Source organism: Rickettsia sibirica 246 (assembly GCF_000166935.1).
Classification (GTDB): Bacteria; Pseudomonadota; Alphaproteobacteria; order Rickettsiales; family Rickettsiaceae; genus Rickettsia; species Rickettsia rickettsii.
The window spans coordinates 682,459-697,585 of sequence record NZ_AABW01000001.1; the positions used below are offsets into that span (position 1 = coordinate 682,459).

A 15,127-nucleotide genomic window follows, 5' to 3' on the forward strand; every position below is an offset into this window, starting at 1 on the left:
ATGCAGAAATTAAAGAGTCTATTATTACTGCAGCTCTCATAGAGTTTGAAGGGCAGCTGCTCTCAAACGTAAAATACTACCTATAAATAAACTTAGGGTAAATCTAATCCCTCCAAGTATAGCTATAGAATAAAATTTTAACCATGAAGTATCACTTGGTAAGTTACAGAGTTTAAATTTTACAAATGGATATGAAAATAGCATAATACCTAATTGCTTACCTACAAATAAACCAAATATTATCCCATAAATTAAAGCAAGTATTGAGTTGGAACAAATGCCTTTAAATGCAAAATATTCTAAAAGGATACCGGAATTCATAAATACAAAAAGCGGTAAAATAAAGTAATTTACAAAAGGACGAGTTAAGTTTTCAAGTTTTTTAAAAGAAGTGTTAAATTCTCCTTTTATATTAACAGGTATAAAAAGTGCTATAATGGCTCTGCATAAGGTATCGTGAATACCTGGCTCCACCATACTAATCCATAATAATAAACTATATAATAAAATAATTGTTTAACTTGTCGATAATTCAATATAAACAAGATGAATATAATTATAGAGGAAATTAATAATGCCGGAGTATTGATTGTTTTAGTATAAACTAGCATAATTAACGCAAAAGCATCGTCAATTAATGAAAAACCTATAATAAAAGCTCGTAATTCTAAAGATATATGTCGGCTGAAAAAAGATAAAATACCAAGGACAAAAGCAGTATCAGTTGCGATAGGAATAGCCCATCCTTTTATTAATCCCGGTTTATCGTAATTAAAAAACATGTATATTAGAATTACCACACCTCCAAGGGCTGCCGCTGCAGGTAATATTAGTTTTTTTATTTTTATATTCACCTTCTATTAGGTGAAATTTCATCTCTAAACCTATTAATAAAAAGAAGAAAGTCATGAGACCGTCATTAACTAACTCTATAAAAGTTGTTTTTTGTACTTTTATAAGCTTGTATAATAAGTGTAAGAAGATATAATTATTAATTACAAAAAAATATCTAAGCAATTCTTATGTTAGCAGAACAGCAAACCGAATGGATTATCAGCAATAACCTTGTAAATAAGGGATTGCATATAGATAATGATACTAAAAAGAATGTTTATTTCCAAAAACCAAAATCAAAAACAGAACAGACAAGATTAAACGGAAAAAGACCTGATCATATCTTATATGAAAGTAATAATGATAAACCTATTGCAATAATAGAAGCAAAAAAGCAGGAGTGGATTTAAGGCAAGCTTTAGATCAAGCAACGGAATATGCAAAATTGCTTGATGTACCTATAGTGTTCGCAATGAATGGAGCTTACTGCGAAGCTCGTTTTGTTGCTAATAATAAAGAGCTTATATTAAATCGGTGATGAAGTAAGGGAATTACTACATGAAAAAGAATTATTATCTGCTTTTTTAGAAGCAAGCAGTAATGAAGTTTGGACTATACCGAAAGAAATTAAAATATCACGTGAAGAATTAATATTAATATTTAAAAACTTGAATAATCTTTTAAGAAATGAAGGGCTCCGAGCAGAAATAGAAAGATTTAGCGAATTTGCAAATATATTATTCTTAAAATTATTAAGTGAAAACAACGAAAAATCCTGGTGGAATAATATCAAAGCACAATCAAACGATGATATTATCGGTTACATTAATAGCTATGTTATAGAACAAATTAAGAATAAATACGGTGGTGATGTTTTTACGCCTATTTCTCTAGGCAATTACATTACTCTCCGCCACATTATCGATGCAATTGATCCTCTGATTTTATCTACGATAGATACAGATATAAAAGGTGACGTATTCGAGTATTTCTTAGAAAAAACTACATCAACGGAAAAATGATTTAGGCGAATATTTTACACCGAGAAATATCGTTAAAACCATTATTAATTTGGTTGATCCTAAATTTAAAGAAACAATTTATGATCCTTTTTCGGTATCGGTGGGTTCTTAACTGAAGCTTTTAATTATATCAAAGAAAATAATATAATTAATACCGATGAAGATTTAGAAAAATTAAGATTTAATACATTATATGGGTGAGAGTTAACCAAAACCGCTAGAATCGCTAAGATGAATATGATTTTGCATGGTGACGGACATAAATAAATAGTCTTGAGAACCCTAATGATGTTAAACCCTTAACTGATCAGCAGTTAAAGTTTGATGTAATTGTTACTAATTGCCATTTTCTCAAATTATCACTAAAAAAACTAGCAAAAACGGCAAAACTATAACAGAAAATCATATAACTTCTCTTTTTAATAACGGCATTGCAAAAAATAACGGTGATGCTGCTTGTGTTTTGCATTGCCTGCAAAATTTAAAAGAGGGTGGTAGAATGGCATTGGTAGTACCTGAAGGGTTCTTATTCAGAAAAGACACCGCTGCTGTTCGTCAATTTTTACTATCAAAAGCAAAGCTGCAACTCGTTATCTCTCTACCGCAAGGTACTTTTTTACCTTATACAGGAGTAAAAACGTCAATACTTTATTTTATCGATGTACATAAACCGAATAATCAAAAAGAATATTGGTTTTATGAGGTTAAGAATATCGGCATTACGTCTAGACAATAAAAAAAGAAAAATTGTCGGTATAAATGATTTAAACAGGCGAGGATGGAAAATTAAATTTATCTAAAATTCCTTTTATAGATCTCGATTTTTATCAAATAGCTAAAAAGGGTTGGTGAAAAACAATGATATTTTAATGTGTAAAGACGGAGCATTAACGGGTAAAGTGTGTTTTGTAGATAATAAAATTTTACCGCAAATAGAAGTAATGGTTAATGAACATGTTTATATTTTTAGAGGGAAACCGAATATTATACATCAATCTTATTTATTTTATTGTTTAAATAGCGATATAATTCAAAATCAAATTTAAAGAACTTAGCTTATAATAAAGGTGCTCAGCCTGGTTTAAATAGAGAACATATAAACTCAATTTATATTCCTCTTCTGTCTCTAGAAAAACAACAGAAAATTATTGAAGAATTGAATAGCTATCAAAAGATAATAGAGGGGGCAAAACAGATAATAGATAATTGGCATCCTTATTTTGAAATAAATAAACAATGGGAAATTGTTAAATTTGGCGATATCGTTATCAATAAATTAAAAAGTAATATTTTATCTCTTGAGCATAAGGAGTATACAACATTAATAGTAGGTAAAAAAGGTAAAATGATTAACATTAATACTGCAATTAAGGGGGATATTCCAGTAATAGCATCTGGTAGGGTTAGTCCTTATTCACATAATCAATATAATTTTAACGGTAACATAATCACTATTTCTTCATCGGGAGCATATGCTGGATATATTTGGTATCATAATTCACCAATGTGGACTTCAGATTGTAACGTAATCTATTCAATTAATGAAAAACTATTGTTAACTAAATATCTATATTATATTTTAAAATCTCAGCAAAATATAATATACCAAAAGCAAGCTGGATCAGGTCAACCTCACGTTTATTTGAAAGATTTAGAGGATTTACAAATTCCTATCCCGCCTCTTGAAGAACAGCAAAAAATGGTAACAGAGCTTGATAATAATCAAAGTAAGATTGACAACCTTAAAAACTATATAAAACAATTTGAAAACAAACTAAAAACCACATTAAATTCTCTTTGGCAATAATTGATGTACATTAACTACTTAAAAGATTTGATTGGTTTTAAGTCTGTAACTCCTAAGAGCGATGGGGCTATTGAGTATATTAATGATTTGCTTAAACAGCACGGCTTTAAGACCGAAATAAAAATATTCGGTGATTCTAAAAGTGAGCAAGTCACTAATCTTTATGCTGTTTTCGGTAGCAATGAGCCTAATATTTGCTTTGTTGGTCATGTAGATGTAGTGTTGGCAGGTAATCATGAGCTTTGGCATAATGCGAGTCCATTTAAAGTTAGCCAGCAAGATGGTAAGATATATGGCAGGGGTGCGGTGGATATGAAAGGGGCTATAGCGTGCTTTCTAGCTGCCAGTTTAGATTTTATAAAAAATAATACCGATTTTAAAGGTTCCATTAGTTTCTTACTTACTAGTGATGAAGAGGGAAAAGCAAAGTATGGTACTAAAGAAATGCTGCAATATATTTATGATCAAGGATATAAGATAAATTTTGCTATTGTCGGTGAACCTACTTGTGAAAAAGAAATAGGCGATGCAATTAAGATTGGCAGAAGAGGAAGTGTTAACTTTAAATTAAATATAGAAGGCTTAAGCGGGCATGTAGCTTATCCTCATAAAGCAAATAACCCATTGCCTTGCTTAATAATAATATTGAATGAGTTAACAAATATAAAACTTGATGAAGGTACTGAATTTTTTCAACGTTCAAATCTTGAAGTAACGAATATCGAGGTCAGTAATAATACTTCAAACGTAATTCCGGCAAGTACGGAAGCATCTTTCAATATACGTTTTAATAATTTACATAGTGCAGAAACTTTAGCAAAACAGGTAGAAGAAATTATTAAACAGCATTGTAAAGAATATAAAGTAGATTATAAGTTAGAATATAGTAGTTCTGCTGAAAGTTTTATTCAGAACCCTAGCGATAAAATAAAAGAATTTGCTAAAGTAGTAGAGCATACGCTTAAAATAAAGCCTGAATTCTCTACAAGCGGCGGTACGTCGGATGCAAGATTCGTCAAAAATTATTGTCCGTTAGTAGAGTTTGGTTTATTATCCGAAACGGCACATAAAATAAACGAATACACAAAAATTAGCGATTTACAAAAATTATATGATGTGTATTATAACTTTTTGATGGAAATACTTTGATGTCATTCCCGCAGAGGCAGGAATGACATAGAATCCATGCAACAAGGCCACCCTTTTACAGGAATGGCATTACCATACGCGGATGTGATGGAACTGGTAGACATGCAAGATTTAGGTTCTTGTGCCGTGAGGCGTGGGGGTTCAAGTCCCTTCATCCGTACCACTTAAATTTTCTCATAAAAAATAACATAAAATTTTTATGCAGCAATTTAGTATTTATCAAACAAGCGATGAATTGCTTCTAAAATCGATATTGCTTCTGATAGAAAAATGCTATCACTCTGATCTTAAAAGCGTGATATTAACTGCAGATGCAGATCAACAAGAAATGCTCAATAAAAATCTTTGGACTTATTCACGTAAGCAATTTATACCTCACGGTAGTAAACTTGACCCGCAGCCTGAAAAACAGCCGATTTATATTACTGATGAGTTACAAAATCCTAATAATGCTAGTGTGCTTGTTATTATTTCGCCTACAGATATAGGAAAAATTTTACAAGCAAAAGAGTATATAAGAGTTTTCAAAAGGATAATTATAATAACTGATTTACCGGAAGATTTAAAAGAATTAACAGTTAAAATAAATAAATTTACCGGACAGGAAAACAAAATAGATTGTTTTACTCAAAATCCTCGTGGAGCTTGGAATAAAGTAGTCTAATAAATTTATATTCTTTTACGTACAAATAAATATAATCCGATCGTTAAAGCAATAACCAAATTGAAATAACAAGCAAAAATAAAATCTAGATTTTTTGAAGCAAAATTTTGTAATATAAAATGAATTGAAGTAACTAGCAATACTGTTAAGGCAGAAAATAATACCGGCATAAAAGTTGTTTTTTTTCTATAAGGATATCTCAAAAAAACTGCAAGTGCTACAAAAGGTAATACAAAATTGTATAAAGGCCAAATTATTCTTTGATGTGCTTCAGCAATTAATTTAATTTTTTTAGTAATAGCTAAATCATGAGGAGGGGCAAGTAATTCGCTTATATAATATTCGTTTGCTTCTTTATTATGTTTAGTTCTTTGCGATACTAAAGGATTATCATTTTGCAGTTTTATCATTAAAGAATCGAAAGTTAACTGAGTTAAATTACCGTTTACGTCATATTCTTGTCTTATGCCTTTATTAAGTTCAAAAATCGGGCTATTATCATATATATTAAGAGTACCTGAACCCGCAAATACTACTGATGGGTTATCAGCGTTGCGATTATCAAATATTATTACGCCGTTCATAATATTTCCTGCTGATTTTTTATCTATAAAAACAGTGATATCTTTCGTTACTTTATTAAAAGTTTTCTCTTCAATCATACTTGAGATATAATTATTCTTTATAAAGTTTAAACGTGATTTTAAGTTTATATGAGATAACGGCAGGATGTTAGAAGATATATAATAAGCAAGTAGCATAACTATTAATGCGACATATAAAGCAGGCAGTGCTAGCTGTACATTATTAACTCCTGAAGTTTGTAATATAATTAATTGTCGCTCGACTTTTAAATTATTATAGATATAGATCACGGTAATAACCATTATTACCGGTAACAGAATAAATAATAAAGTAGGAAGTACTAAAACTATTAAACTGAAGAAGTCCATAACTTTTATACCTTTATCAAATAAATATAAAAGTTTTAATATTTGCGTTATCCATACTATACTAGTCACTGAAAAAGTAACGACTATAAGCAGCGGTAAGATATTTTTTATAAAGTATTTTCGGTATAGTAGCATAATGTTTGTTTGGTTTTTTGATGTCATTCTCGTTTTTAGCTAGGAGCGACATCAAACGCTTTTCAAAAACTGTCCAGTACGTTTAATCGTTCTCATTTAAATCAGATAACAAATTATTGATATTACCAACATGAACTAATTTGCTGCTTCTTGCAGCTTTCATAGCTTTAATTGTTTCATCATTTGGGATAAGTGGCTCAAACGGCAATGCTTTTTCACGAGCAACACGAAATAACAGCATACGAACAGCATCAGATAAAGTAAGTCCCATAGCAGCAAGCACTAAAGCTGCTTCTTCTTTCACGTCTTCATTAATACGGGCTCGCACAATAGAATCAGCAGACATAAAAATCTTCTTTCAATAATGTGGCTACATTGTAGCGTGCATATTAAAAACTTTCAAGATTAAAAAACAAGTTTTTTATATGTTTTTTCTTAATTACTGCCTCATTAATAGAAAATCCCCGATCTTTCTTATTATATTATTATATGATTTGCAAAGATGCGATAAATTAACTTACCTATCAGTATTGTTATAAATGTAATAATAATGCCGTAGATTATATCACTTGGGTAATGCATAGCAAGGCTTATACGAGATAAAGACACGAGCATAATAACACAAATCATTAAGATTTTTAATGGTAATTTTATATAATTCCAAGCAAAATACGTTACTAACACGCTAAGAGCTGCGTGGCTGCTTGGAAAGCTTGAAAAGCATCTTTCGTTTGCAGTATTTATTATGGTCATGAAACTATCTACAGGAAGACTGCAATAAGGGCGAGGGAAATTAACTGAAAATTTAAGAGCGGTAAAAATTAAACCGAATACCCCGTATATTATACCGATTTCAACTAACTTATTATAATTGTGCCAGAATTTATTTTGCCGCTTCTTATCATTTTTGGTTTTCTTTAATTGAATATAAAAATATATACAGTATAAAATATATATTAAAGCGAAATTAGCGATATTAAAACAAAACGAAATTATTTTAAAAAAATAAGGTATAAAGCCGATATTAGTAATTTTATTCAAAAATAAGAATATTTCTTGATTTAAGCCGCAAAAATTATAAAAAACTTCAAACATTATTTTAAATATTTATGTTACAAGTAACAATACTTGGGTGTGGAGCATCTATAGGCGTACCGGTGATCGGGTGCGATTGTAGTACTTGCACATCTCCTTCAAAGTACAATAAAAGGACTAGATCAGCAATATATATTAACGATGAAAATAGTCAAATATTAGTTGATTTCGGTTTTGATATTAGAAATCAACTATTACGAGAAAAGATAAATAAGCTCGATTGTGCTATATTAACACATTATCATTCCGATCACGTTAACGGCATCGATGATTTACGAGTATTTACTTTTATGCAAGGCAAGCCATTTGAAATCTATACAGATCACGATAGTACGGCAAAGCTCCATACAAAATTTGATTATCTATTTAACAATAAGTTATTTAAGCTTGGGCGACTATTCACAACTCAATCTGTTAGTTTTTTTGATAAAATTAAGGTTAATACTATTGAAATACAATTTTTTAGACAGCATCACGGTCCTATAGATAGCTTGGGCTTACGTATGGGTGATTTCGTTTATTCGCCCGATTTAATCGATTTTCCTCCTGAATCAGATAAATTTTTAAAAGATATAAAAATATGGATATTAGATTGTATGGATTATAAATCAAATCCGAATCATGCAGGGCTTGATAAAGTTCTAGAATGGCGTGAAAAATATAAGCCTGAGCAGATATTATTAACCAATATGAGACACACGATAGATTATCATGAGATTACGAAAATGCTTCCAAATAACGTTAAGCCGCTTTATGACGGTTATAAATTTACGGTTTAGTTTATGATTATTTTAGAAAAAGTTTGTAAGCGTTATGGCAAGAATTACGCAATTAAGAATATTGATTTAAGTTTTACTACTAAGGAAACTACTGTAATAATCGGTCCTTCGGGAAGCGGTAAAACTACTCTGCTTAGAATTTTAAATAATTTAGAAGAACCAAGTAGCGGTACTTTTTTGGTAGACGGGAAGAAGCTACTGCTTAAAAATAGAAGAAAGCTTCTTTTAAAAGTTGGTATGGTTTTTCAAAATTTTAATCTATTCCCGCATTTAACGGTAGGAGAAAACCTAATCTATACGCCGGTAAATGTTTTAAATTTGCCAAAAGAACAGGCAATTTCTATGGCAAAGGAATTGCTTGCAAAATTTAAGCTAACGCAAAAATTTGACTCATATCCGGCAAGCCTATCAGGAGGGCAAAAGCAACGCACCGCAATAGCAAGGGCTTTAATGATGAAGCCGAAAATTTTGTTATTTGATGAACCGACTTCGGCACTCGATCCTGAAAATATTAAAGATGTTATAGAGAATATAAATTTATTAAAAGATCAAATGAGCATGGTAGTGGTTACGCACCATTTGAAGTTTGCAAAATTAATAGCGGATCGTGTTATTTTTATGGATCAAGGACAGATTTTAGCAAATCAGCCTGCCGAGGATTTTTTTAATAAACCGGCATCGCATCGAGCTAGGTTGTTTTTAGAGAATATCAGCGATTTAAGGTGATTTTCTTGATAAAGATAAAATGATAGCCTATAATTAGTATTAATTATAGGTATCCTCAATGAACTTAAAAAAAACTGGCTACGAAATAAGTTCGCAGGTAGCCACGTATTAAGGATACGCTCCGCTCCTAGTCTTGTAGACTCCTTGCTCTTTTCCAAGTTGATCTTCGTATAACTTTCTTCGTTTACTTGGAGTCAATAATGGAACATATTTATGCAAATCTAGCAGTTAGTATATCAGAATTTAAAAAGCCCTACTGCATTATTGGATAAGGCAAGTGGTGAGCCTGTTGCCTTATTAAATCATAATAAACCGACTGCTTATCTAATTCCAGCTGAATTATATGAGCAAATTATTGAAGCTTTAGATAACAAATATTTATTAGAGCTTGCTACTATTAGATTAAAAGATAAAGAAAAGGCAATAGCGGTTAATTAGTATATAATTTGTTTAGAAAGCTGGATTCCTGCTTTCGCAGGAATGACATAGAATCAATAAATAATATCGCCATATGAATAAAAAGCTTATCCTATTTTTTAGTATAATGTTACTATTATCACATCGTACAGTTTTGGCATAGACATGAGTATAATGACCGCAAAAACTAAAAAGCTTGAATTACAAGGAGGAGCAATTGCAATTTTATACAAAGGTGAAGTTATTTATAAAACAACGTTTGGAAATCAGAAAGGTAATAGTGGAGTTATTTATGGATAAAACTTTATTTCCTTTAGCATCGGTTTCAAAAGCTGTTTCAGCAACGGCAATTGCATTAATGGTAGATCAAGAAAGTTGAGATTTTGATGAAAAATTCAAATTACCATACCTAAAAATGCTATTAGTCTTAATAATATTTTAAGCCATACAACAGGTTATCAATTCTCAGGAAATATTGAAATTGAGCAACGTTGCTAAAAAAACAACAAGCTAGTTGTAAACCCGGGCAATGCTATAAGTATAGTAACATATTTTAGTTTACTTGAAGAAGCTTTAAATTGTAAAAAATCAAGTTTAAATGCTGCAATAGATAATTTGCGTACAACGCTTAAAACGCAAGATATACAAATATTACCGTTAGGGCCGAATGTACAACTTGCTTATCCGCATTCTAAAGCAATAATAGACGGACAGGAGGTAATAACATTGCTGTCGTTTCCGCCTTATTACTCAAAGACGGTACCTGCATCTGTCGGTATTTTTGCATCGATAGATGGAATGATTGAAATATTCACACTTAGTTTTGGTTATAAACCGAATCTTATTGCTAAAAGTACTTTAGATCGTATGTGTAAAATAGTAAAATCAAACAAAGATGTTTTTGGATTTAAATGGTAACCGATTTGGCCTATTGATCAAAAAATGATTGAGTCATATTATGATCTTGGATGGCGTATTCTTAAAGTAAAAGGATGCTCAAATAAGGATTTAATTTTTCACTTAGGCTATATAATTAACGGTATTAATTCTTTTATTGGCTTTATACCGTCAGAAGAACTTGGAATTATTATTCTAGTGAACCAAGAAGGTAGTTTTCCACTTAAAAATGGGCTGGGACTTTGGTTTGATTATATAGATTAAAATTTATATACTCAGATAGAACTTCGTATACCTATTCTTTATTTACTTGTAGTATATTATATGAATAAAAAACTCATAAAACTTATTTTTATCATTTGTAGCACCGTAATTGTAACCGGTTTATTATACAAATATATCAATCAACATTATCCAAAATTTTTTAAAGCACCACAAAATATAGGGAGTTTTTGTGCGTCATTATTAATATTATTTAGTATAATTTACAGTACTATTAGCCAAAATGAAATACGCAGATTTTGTTTGCAATTAGCAATGTGGGCAGTAATTTTCTTAGTTATAATAACCGGTTATGCTTTTAGGTTTGAGCTGAACTACGCTTATCATAGAGTAATGTCTGCTTTAATTCCATCATATAAATGGTCTACTGAAGTCGGAGAAATTATTATAGCCCGTAACAGAGATGGGCATTTTTATATCAATGCTTTTGTAAATAACGTTAAAATAAAATTTATGGTAGATACAGGGGCAAGTGATATAGCTTTAACTAAAGAAGATGCTCAAAAATTAGGCTTTGACTTAACTAAATTAAAATATACTAGAACTTATCTAACAGCTAACGGCGAAAATAAAGCCGCCCCTATAACCTTAAATAGTGTAGTAATCGGTAAGGAATTTAAGAACATCAAAGGACATGTAGGTCTTGGTGACCTTGATATTTCGCTTCTTGGTATGTCGCTACTTGAGCGTTTCAAAGGTTTCAGGATTGATAAGGATTTATTGATCTTGAATTATTAAACTTCTTGCATAACTTGCTTCTAAAGGCAATTTGTACGTCGATCCTAATCCCTAATCTTCACGTATGTCTATATATGCTGCAGCGGCAAGTGCTTCCGTGTATCCTTAAATTCCTCTCTATAAACTGCTTTGGAAAGATGTCTATTTTTTACAAATTTCCTTTTTATTAAGAAATAGTTAATTTATTAATTATTTCTTGGCCTTTATATCAAAAAGTGCTAACATGCCTTTTTTAAATAAAAGGGGTTTTGTGTATAAATCTAAATATGACGAAATCAATTTGTTTAATGCTATTTACAATGAAGACATTAAGAAGATCAAAGAACTTGTCAATAATAAGATTATAATATTGATGTTGTTAAACTTTATCTACAAGATGCTTGTAATTTGAAAAATTTTTTAGAAATCGGTAAAAAAGAGCTAACAGAAGAGTAAAAAGAAAAATTAGATAAACTAAACGATATGATTACCCCTTCTCTTAAGGATAAAATAGGGATAAAACGCTATTGAAATATAAATAAATATATAATGATGACAACAATGAAGAATATCTCAAATATTAAAAGAGAAACTTAAAGTTTTGCCTGAGATAGTGCAAACAGAGCTTAACGAGATGTTGGGGATAATACATCTTATTGTGATGATATTTTGTGAATAAATATGGATACCAAATTGTCATGAGCTAAGGGACTAAAGACGTTGTTGCGTGGAGCAGTTTTTCCGTCATTGCGAGGAAATTTACAATAGTAAATTGACGAAGCAATGGGAAGAATTCCTGAGATTGCCACGCTCACTAACGTTCGCGTGCAATGACGACTTGTATCCACTCAACACGATCTTTGCAAGAATGACATAAGAGCCGTGTTAAAACGGCATTTTAAAGCCTGGTGGTAATCTCATACCGTTTAAAGCTCCTGATAAAGAATTTTGAGAATCTTCATCACATTTTTGTTGAGCATCATTAAAGGCAACTTTAATTAAATCCTCAAGCATTTCTTTTTCTTCTGCTTTTAATAAAGATTCATCAATTGAAATCTTTTCAACTTTGCCTTTACCGGTTGCAATAACCTCAACAAGTCCGCCGCCGGCTTTACCGGTATATCTTGCATTTGCCATTTGCTCTTGAGCTTCTTGCATTTTCTTTTGCATTGATTGGGCTTGCTTTAGAAACTGATTAAAATTTACCATAATTCTATCCTATATATTTTTAGCTTTTAAGTAAAATATCCGAAATTGTTATATTTGGGAAATGTTTTTTAATTAAACCAAAATCGTTACTTGCTTCAATCTTACCAATTAACTGATTCTTTAAGGTTTGCTTGTTCTGCTCTTTTATTATTACTATCTCAAACTTTTCATTAGTAAAAGCAGCTAACAAATCGTCTATTTGTCTTTTTATTTTGCTTGTAACTTCAAGACTTACGAACTCTAATCTATTATTACTGAGATTTTTAAGTTCCGTATGATTGAGCAGGAAATAATATATATCTATCTCATTATTTTTATATAAATATTCAAGAAAATCTACAATTTCAAATTTTTTTTTTATTTCCGGATTAATTGATTGATTTAAATTTTGATTATTACCGTCAAAATCTGTAAGCAAGGGTAGCGACGTCGAATATATAGATTTTATAACTAACATTTCCGTTTCTGTTAGTTGGTTATAGGAAATTTTTATTTCCCCTACTCCCTTATTATATATTTGCCATAAGATTGATAAGTGCGGCAAGCTGGTTTTATCTAATATGTTTTTAGTTCTATCATTAAATGATTCATATATAGGCAAACTATAATTAGGTAACATTTTTACTTTATTAAGATAAGCAATAAAATCTGATGCCGATTCTATAAACATCTCAAGATTAACCGAAGAACCGTAAAGTTTATTTATTAAATTTATAGCTTTTTCCGTCTCTCTGTAGATAATACATTCGACAAATTCTATTATAACCGAACTATCGACAAGCCCAAGCATTTGATTAATTACTTGAGGACTAATTATATTGTCAGATTTCACCGACATACTAGCTGCTTGATCTAAAATAGAGACTGCATCACGTGCCGACCCTTCCGATTTGTAAGCTATAATTCTTAGTGCTTCTATATCGGTTTTTAAATTTTCTTGCTTAGTTATATATTCAAGTAGCTTAAAAATCTCTTCAAAACTCAACCGCCTTAAATCATAACGTTGACATCTTGAGATAATAGTTGCAGGTATCTTTTGTACTTCCGTCGTTGCAAAGATAAATATTATATGAGGTGGTGGTTCTTCCAGTGTCTTAAGAAGTGCATTAAATGCCCCTTTAGAGAGCATATGCACCTCATCAATAATGAAGATTTTATGCTTACCTTGTAGGGGCTTATACTCGGCGGATTCTATAATTCTACGTATGTCATCTACGCTAGTTTTACTTGCCGCATCAATTTCGATTATATCAGGGTGATTATGATTATTAAAGCTGATGCAATTCGTACATTGCTCGCATGTTTTAATAGTCGTATTTTCGGTAATTAAAGCAGAACAGTTGACGGCTTTAGCAATAATTCGGGCGGAAGTAGTTTTACCGACTCCTCTAATACCTGTTAAAAGATAGCCTCCGGCGAGCCTATCGTTTAAAATAGTATAGCTTAAAACTTTGACTAATACCTCTTGCCCCTGAAGCTCGGCAAAGTTACTAGGACGATATTTCCTTGCAAAAGGAATATATTGATTTGATGAATTTATATCTAGCACGATAGTTATAAGACTTTATAAAAAATTTATTTTGTACATGTTTTACTGAGAATTCCTGCTTTCGCGGGAATGACATAAAACGAGCCGCCTTGTTGTAGGAATGACATCAAAATTAGAATAATGCTAGTAATGACCCATCGAATCCCACTCTGGCTGCTTCTTTTCAGACCTGACCGACTAAACAGGTACAATGCCCACTACTAGCATAATTAACATAACCTGTTTATTTTCAAGAAACAATATATTTTTTTTCTATTTCCGATTTTGTTAATCTTTTAGGAGGACCGAATATTTCAGGGTTTTTTATTTTAAACAAATCATCGGAAAATTTTTGTACTTTAGCTATTTTATCAAAAGTAATAGTGACTATATTATTATCTTCAAATATTTTTAATGCTTCAATTTGTTGAGTAGCGTTATTAAAAGTAATTTCGCTACGTTTTTCCGTTAGAGTATGATAGATAGTAATTTTAGAAATATTTCTTGCGTTAATTACCGCTTCAAAAACAAAATCCTTGTCAAAATGCTCATTATCTTCTAATAAAAAATTAAATGTATTTTCGCTTCTATTAATACGGCTTACTTGCTCCATATCATAATCATACATCGATACGAAATTTTTAGTACCTATTATAACTAAAGGGAAAGGAGGATAATAATTACATCTAAAATTATAAGGTTTATGGATCAGTAATTTTCCTTTAACTATTTTACCGTACGAATCTTCTTGAGTAAAATCTATCGCAACCGATTTTATCTTACGTAGATAAGTTTTTAGTTCCGAAATAGCTGTTTTATCATCTGCCCCAAATGTTAAGCTTGAATTCACAAAAAGATAAATAATGATTAGAAAAAATATTTTTTTCATTTTCGTTGTTTTATATTTTAAATT

20 protein-coding genes, 1 tRNA gene, 1 other RNA gene and 4 pseudogenes are annotated in these 15,127 nt (G+C 30.7%); 17 read left to right on the forward strand and 9 right to left on the reverse strand.

Features of this window, described 5'->3' with window-relative positions; translation table 11 throughout:
• Positions 1 to 36: 36 nt before the first annotated feature.
• Positions 37 to 909, reverse strand: a pseudogene (locus tag RSIB_RS09395) (Na+/H+ antiporter NhaA).
• A 113-nt stretch (positions 910 to 1,022) separates the two neighbouring features.
• On the opposite strand from RSIB_RS09395, the gene RSIB_RS02550 reads away from it, so the two are divergent.
• The 10 genes from RSIB_RS02550 (at position 1,023) to RSIB_RS02525 (ending at position 5,476) form a co-directional block, all read left to right on the forward strand.
• Positions 1,023 to 1,244, forward strand: coding sequence for a hypothetical protein (locus RSIB_RS02550; RefSeq protein ID WP_004997086.1), 222 nt, complete (start codon positions 1,023 to 1,025; stop codon positions 1,242 to 1,244).
• Complete coding sequence (locus RSIB_RS06125; protein WP_016728405.1) at positions 1,235 to 1,372, forward strand: hypothetical protein; 138 nt, start codon at positions 1,235 to 1,237, stop codon at positions 1,370 to 1,372. Before RSIB_RS02550 ends, RSIB_RS06125 begins: the two co-directional genes overlap by 10 nt.
• A 130-nt stretch (positions 1,373 to 1,502) precedes the next feature.
• Positions 1,503 to 1,856 (forward strand): type I restriction-modification system subunit M, encoded by a 354-nt coding sequence (locus RSIB_RS02545; RefSeq protein ID WP_004997087.1) that lies wholly within the window; start codon positions 1,503 to 1,505, stop codon positions 1,854 to 1,856.
• A 40-nt stretch (positions 1,857 to 1,896) separates the two neighbouring features.
• Complete coding sequence (locus RSIB_RS09825) at positions 1,897 to 1,968, forward strand: hypothetical protein (protein WP_237737644.1); 72 nt, start codon at positions 1,897 to 1,899, stop codon at positions 1,966 to 1,968.
• A 228-nt stretch (positions 1,969 to 2,196) separates the two neighbouring features.
• Positions 2,197 to 2,592, forward strand: coding sequence for an HsdM family class I SAM-dependent methyltransferase (locus tag RSIB_RS02540; RefSeq protein WP_004997089.1), 396 nt, complete (start codon positions 2,197 to 2,199; stop codon positions 2,590 to 2,592).
• 112 nt (positions 2,593 to 2,704) lie between these two features.
• Positions 2,705 to 2,902: a restriction endonuclease subunit S domain-containing protein gene (locus RSIB_RS02535; protein WP_016728404.1), complete on the forward strand. Its 198-nt coding sequence runs from the start codon at positions 2,705 to 2,707 to the stop codon at positions 2,900 to 2,902.
• A 110-nt stretch (positions 2,903 to 3,012) separates the two neighbouring features.
• Positions 3,013 to 3,663, forward strand: coding sequence for a restriction endonuclease subunit S (locus RSIB_RS07930; protein ID WP_004997092.1), 651 nt, complete (start codon positions 3,013 to 3,015; stop codon positions 3,661 to 3,663).
• A 3-nt stretch (positions 3,664 to 3,666) separates the two neighbouring features.
• Positions 3,667 to 4,812 carry a succinyl-diaminopimelate desuccinylase gene (gene dapE / locus RSIB_RS02530; RefSeq protein ID WP_004997096.1) on the forward strand — a complete coding sequence of 382 codons (1,146 nt, stop codon included), beginning with the start codon at positions 3,667 to 3,669 and terminating at the stop codon, positions 4,810 to 4,812.
• Positions 4,813 to 4,890: 78 nt separating this feature from the next.
• Positions 4,891 to 4,975, forward strand: a tRNA-Leu gene (locus tag RSIB_RS06135).
• Between the two features lie 36 nt (positions 4,976 to 5,011).
• A complete protein-coding gene (locus RSIB_RS02525; protein WP_004997101.1) occupies positions 5,012 to 5,476 on the forward strand; it encodes a DNA polymerase III subunit chi in 465 nt (154 codons plus the stop codon).
• 5 nt (positions 5,477 to 5,481) lie between these two features.
• Here the strand turns inward: RSIB_RS02525 and RSIB_RS02520 are convergent, their stop codons facing one another.
• From RSIB_RS02520 to RSIB_RS06925, 3 genes and pseudogenes are all read right to left on the reverse strand, one after another.
• Positions 5,482 to 6,564, reverse strand: coding sequence for an LptF/LptG family permease (locus tag RSIB_RS02520; RefSeq protein WP_026053134.1), 1,083 nt, complete (start codon positions 6,562 to 6,564; stop codon positions 5,482 to 5,484).
• An 82-nt stretch (positions 6,565 to 6,646) separates the two neighbouring features.
• On the reverse strand, positions 6,647 to 6,910 hold the full coding sequence (locus RSIB_RS02515) for a type II toxin-antitoxin system RelB/DinJ family antitoxin (protein WP_004997105.1): 264 nt from the start codon (positions 6,908 to 6,910) through the stop codon (positions 6,647 to 6,649).
• Between the two features lie 93 nt (positions 6,911 to 7,003).
• Positions 7,004 to 7,659: pseudogene (locus tag RSIB_RS06925) on the reverse strand (phosphatase PAP2 family protein).
• A 14-nt stretch (positions 7,660 to 7,673) separates the two neighbouring features.
• Here RSIB_RS06925 and RSIB_RS02505 point away from each other — a divergent pair.
• The 7 genes and pseudogenes from RSIB_RS02505 (at position 7,674) to RSIB_RS06160 (ending at position 11,498) form a co-directional block, all read left to right on the forward strand.
• Positions 7,674 to 8,438: an MBL fold metallo-hydrolase gene (locus RSIB_RS02505; RefSeq protein ID WP_004997108.1), complete on the forward strand. Its 765-nt coding sequence runs from the start codon at positions 7,674 to 7,676 to the stop codon at positions 8,436 to 8,438.
• 3 nt (positions 8,439 to 8,441) lie between these two features.
• Positions 8,442 to 9,164: an amino acid ABC transporter ATP-binding protein gene (locus RSIB_RS02500; protein ID WP_004997110.1), complete on the forward strand. Its 723-nt coding sequence runs from the start codon at positions 8,442 to 8,444 to the stop codon at positions 9,162 to 9,164.
• Between the two features lie 200 nt (positions 9,165 to 9,364).
• Positions 9,365 to 9,602 (forward strand): annotated as a pseudogene (locus RSIB_RS06930) (type II toxin-antitoxin system Phd/YefM family antitoxin).
• A 196-nt stretch (positions 9,603 to 9,798) separates the two neighbouring features.
• Complete coding sequence (locus RSIB_RS08695; protein ID WP_162009631.1) at positions 9,799 to 9,960, forward strand: beta-lactamase family protein; 162 nt, start codon at positions 9,799 to 9,801, stop codon at positions 9,958 to 9,960.
• 236 nt (positions 9,961 to 10,196) lie between these two features.
• On the forward strand, positions 10,197 to 10,499 hold the full coding sequence (locus RSIB_RS09830; RefSeq protein WP_004997111.1) for a hypothetical protein: 303 nt from the start codon (positions 10,197 to 10,199) through the stop codon (positions 10,497 to 10,499).
• A gap of 24 nt (positions 10,500 to 10,523) precedes the next feature.
• Positions 10,524 to 10,742 carry a serine hydrolase gene (locus RSIB_RS06155; RefSeq protein WP_016728401.1) on the forward strand — a complete coding sequence of 73 codons (219 nt, stop codon included), beginning with the start codon at positions 10,524 to 10,526 and terminating at the stop codon, positions 10,740 to 10,742.
• Between the two features lie 60 nt (positions 10,743 to 10,802).
• Positions 10,803 to 11,498, forward strand: a complete 696-nt coding sequence (locus RSIB_RS06160) for a TIGR02281 family clan AA aspartic protease (RefSeq protein ID WP_010977893.1) — start codon at positions 10,803 to 10,805, stop codon at positions 11,496 to 11,498.
• Here RSIB_RS06160 and RSIB_RS10605 read toward each other — a convergent pair.
• The 5 genes and pseudogenes from RSIB_RS10605 to RSIB_RS02485 all read right to left on the reverse strand — a co-directional run.
• Positions 11,493 to 11,591 (reverse strand): annotated as a pseudogene (locus RSIB_RS10605) (palindromic element RPE1 domain-containing protein); the annotation flags it as partial. The gene RSIB_RS06160 and the pseudogene RSIB_RS10605 sit on opposite strands and share 6 nt — an antisense overlap.
• A 771-nt stretch (positions 11,592 to 12,362) precedes the next feature.
• Positions 12,363 to 12,686, reverse strand: a complete 324-nt coding sequence (locus RSIB_RS02495; protein WP_004997115.1) for a YbaB/EbfC family nucleoid-associated protein — start codon at positions 12,684 to 12,686, stop codon at positions 12,363 to 12,365.
• 19 nt (positions 12,687 to 12,705) lie between these two features.
• On the reverse strand, positions 12,706 to 14,235 hold the full coding sequence (gene dnaX, locus RSIB_RS02490; RefSeq protein WP_004997117.1) for a DNA polymerase III subunit gamma/tau: 1,530 nt from the start codon (positions 14,233 to 14,235) through the stop codon (positions 12,706 to 12,708).
• 115 nt (positions 14,236 to 14,350) lie between these two features.
• Positions 14,351 to 14,444: signal recognition particle sRNA small type (gene ffs / locus RSIB_RS07935), an RNA gene on the reverse strand.
• A 20-nt stretch (positions 14,445 to 14,464) separates the two neighbouring features.
• The gene (locus RSIB_RS02485) at positions 14,465 to 15,103 is read right to left on the reverse strand and encodes an outer-membrane lipoprotein carrier protein LolA (protein ID WP_004997122.1); all 639 of its coding nucleotides are present in this window, start codon (positions 15,101 to 15,103) and stop codon (positions 14,465 to 14,467) included.
• Between the last annotated feature and the right edge of the window lie 24 nt (positions 15,104 to 15,127).